The following is a 2711-nucleotide window of genomic DNA, read 5'->3' as shown; positions in this document are numbered from 1 at the left end:
GTAAGCACTCAATTTAGGGCATCCCCCTTTGAAAGGGCACTTTTGAGTGCCCTAAACCGAGTTTTGTTAATTAATTAACTTTGAATTTAACATTGGCTGGTAGCCAAAGTGATTTTGTCAGGAACCATGTTAACATAATCCCTGCACCCGTTAAAGATATTTTTGAAAAAAGTTCCGATGAAGTTCCAGACAGAACTGCCATGAAGCTTTACCGTGCCTATTACACTATGATAAGTGGCGGCCATCTCAGCGCCTGCATCACTACCGTAATGAAGTGAATTGTTGCGCTGGGTAGTCAGCTTCCGGATGGTCCGCTCGGCAAGATTGTTGTCTATCGGGAGTTCACCGTCATCCAAGTATGCAAAGATCTCTTTCCAGAACCGGTTCAGGTAATTAAGGGCTTCCATATAATACTGGCTTCTGAATTCTGAATCCTTTGACAGTTCACTGTCCAACAGGCTGCGCAATGCTATCAGGTGTTCCTTCGTTTCCAGGCTTTGCCTTTCCCGTAACCTCTCTTCCGGGGTAAATCCGGCATCATCATATTTACGCTCCCTCATAAAGAATTCCTTTAAGATATTGGAAAAGCGTTCAGCTGACGGTTCACCACCCTGGTTGGAAGCCTTGACAAACTTGTTTTTGGCATGGGACATGCAAACTTGATGTATGGTATCTTTAAACCGGGCGGACTTCAACTCATCGCCGATAAATACATAAGCGTTGTATCCGTCGGACATGATACTCTTCAATTCCGCATCACCCAGGAAATCCGTAAGCACCTCACGGCCGCGGGAGCCATCCTCATAGAAGAAAATGGCTGTTTTCTGAGCCTTGTTGACCAATACCCAGATATAACACTTCTTATAACGGTCATATTTGCGAACCTTGCACCAGGTCTCATCGCAGTTTACAATCGAGTCCTTTTCCAAGGCAACGGACTTCAATACACGAACCAACTCATCAAGGTATTTCTTGCCTTTCTTAAGCCAGTTGCGTAAGGTGTTTTTAGAAATGGTCATTCCCATATCCGTCAGCCATTGGTGCAGAAGGCCGAAGGTCACATTCTTTACATAAACCTCATAGGCGATGGCCTGCAGAAATTCAGGAGTGGCTTTAGTACCCTCGAATTTGGTTATTACCTCCGGATGGCCTTCAGAGGGGAAATAACCCCACTTCGGCTTTTTGCCGGGCTCTGCATAATGGACCATCTCAAAACATTCTTCCGTAAGGAAGGTACGGAAACTGAATACACGTACCATCCTTCTTTCAATGATACGTCCGGGAACCTTTGTCAGATCTGACGGATGCTCTACCACTTCTCCGGACACTCCCATCGTTTTATACCCATCGGGACGATTGCCCAGGTCACGTCCCTTTTTGGGAAGGGCCGGCTCATTCCGGGATTCGTTATTGTCTACAGAATCCGTACGGAGCGTATCGTCCGTACCGTCATAATCATCTTTTTCCTTTTGCCGGTCAGAAGCGTCCTGTTTAGCTTTAGGGTTTATCCGTTGACGTCTGTCACCAAAACGTTCCTGATTGGCAAAATCAAGTTTTTCCTGGAGAGACTTTGCCTTACATTCAGCCGATTGGCGAAGCTTGCGCTCTTCCGATAACTGATTTTCCAAATCGGACTGTTTCGATTGCATGGAGGACATCTGGTCCTTCAGTTCCTTCATCTGAACCATGAAATCCTCCAAGACAAGCTTCATGGCGTCATTTGTCAACCTGAGGTCCTGATTCTGCTCAGCAAGGTATTGTATGTACCGGTCTTTTTGATCGTCTGCCATATCTTCACTATAATTTATAGGGTTCCGTGAGTAGGTTTCCCTACTCAACAATTCCCTTTTTGAGTCTATTATATGTTGCAGTCCGATCATGCTTAAACCTTTGATTTACAGATATAAAGGTACTGAAATAATCGCAAAAACGCAAGCAAATAGACATATTAATTATCTGATTTTTAATGTTTTAACTATAGGGTTTTCCAGTATCAGAACCACATCTTTCCAGTCAATCCGATAAACGGTATCCGCCCCGTTCCGCTCCACTTTCATGAACTGGTAGCCCGCGACAAACTTCTTTTCGAACAGGCTGTATGAATGATTGTCAAATGAAAACATACGGACTATCCTCCGGTTTCGCGACATGACAATAAAGACATCCCCGTCACAGGGTTCCCGGTGAAGCCGTTCACGGATGATGGACAACACACGGCTGTGCTTGCAACGCATGTCGGTAAAGTCACGCACATAATAAAAATGATTCAGGCCGGTAACACTCAGCATAAACCCTCCAGCTTCTCTATCATACGGACTAAGTCCTGATAGCTTAAATTCTTTTGGGACAAGTGCAATCCATTACTGACACGGATGTCAATCCATATGCGGACGGGATTGGCATTGCAGCCTTTTGATACAGGTTTAGGCCGGTCACCAGTCTTAGTCTTTTCTTCATGGGTAATCTCAGGAGCACCATCAACCTGGACTTCAACTACTTTTTTGCGGGTATCCTTAAACCATTTCTGGAAAATGTTATAAGGGACTTTGTTCTTTAAACAAAACGATTGGAGAGATTCTCCATGAGGCAATGCCTCCGTCTGATACTGAAAGTAAAACCTTTCAAGATCTTCACTGCTATACATAATTCTATAAATTTGGTTGGCAGCGAAGGTACCCATTTCAATCAATAGCCATTTTTTGACTGCTTAC

At 44.4% G+C, this 2711-nt stretch carries 3 protein-coding genes; all 3 read right to left on the bottom strand.

Annotated elements, in window-relative coordinates:
* Positions 1–86: 86 nt before the first annotated feature.
* Complete coding sequence (gene tnpC, locus M3090_RS15125; protein WP_249057655.1) at positions 87–1880, bottom strand: IS66 family transposase; 1794 nt, start codon at positions 1878–1880, stop codon at positions 87–89.
* Positions 1881–1952: 72 nt separating this feature from the next.
* Entirely contained in the window at positions 1953–2288 is a 336-nt protein-coding gene (tnpB, locus tag M3090_RS15120) for an IS66 family insertion sequence element accessory protein TnpB (protein ID WP_013616418.1), read from the bottom strand.
* Entirely contained in the window at positions 2282–2644 is a 363-nt protein-coding gene (locus M3090_RS15115) for a hypothetical protein (RefSeq protein WP_249057652.1), read from the bottom strand. Before M3090_RS15115 ends, tnpB begins: the two co-directional genes overlap by 7 nt.
* Between the last annotated feature and the right edge of the window lie 67 nt (positions 2645–2711).

Origin of the sequence: Bacteroides sp. ET71 (assembly GCF_023336905.1) — a bacterium.
Lineage (GTDB): Bacteria > Bacteroidota > Bacteroidia > Bacteroidales > Bacteroidaceae > Bacteroides.
The sequence above is the reverse complement of the archived record's forward strand: the minus strand, read 5'-3'. Positions and strand labels throughout refer to the sequence as shown.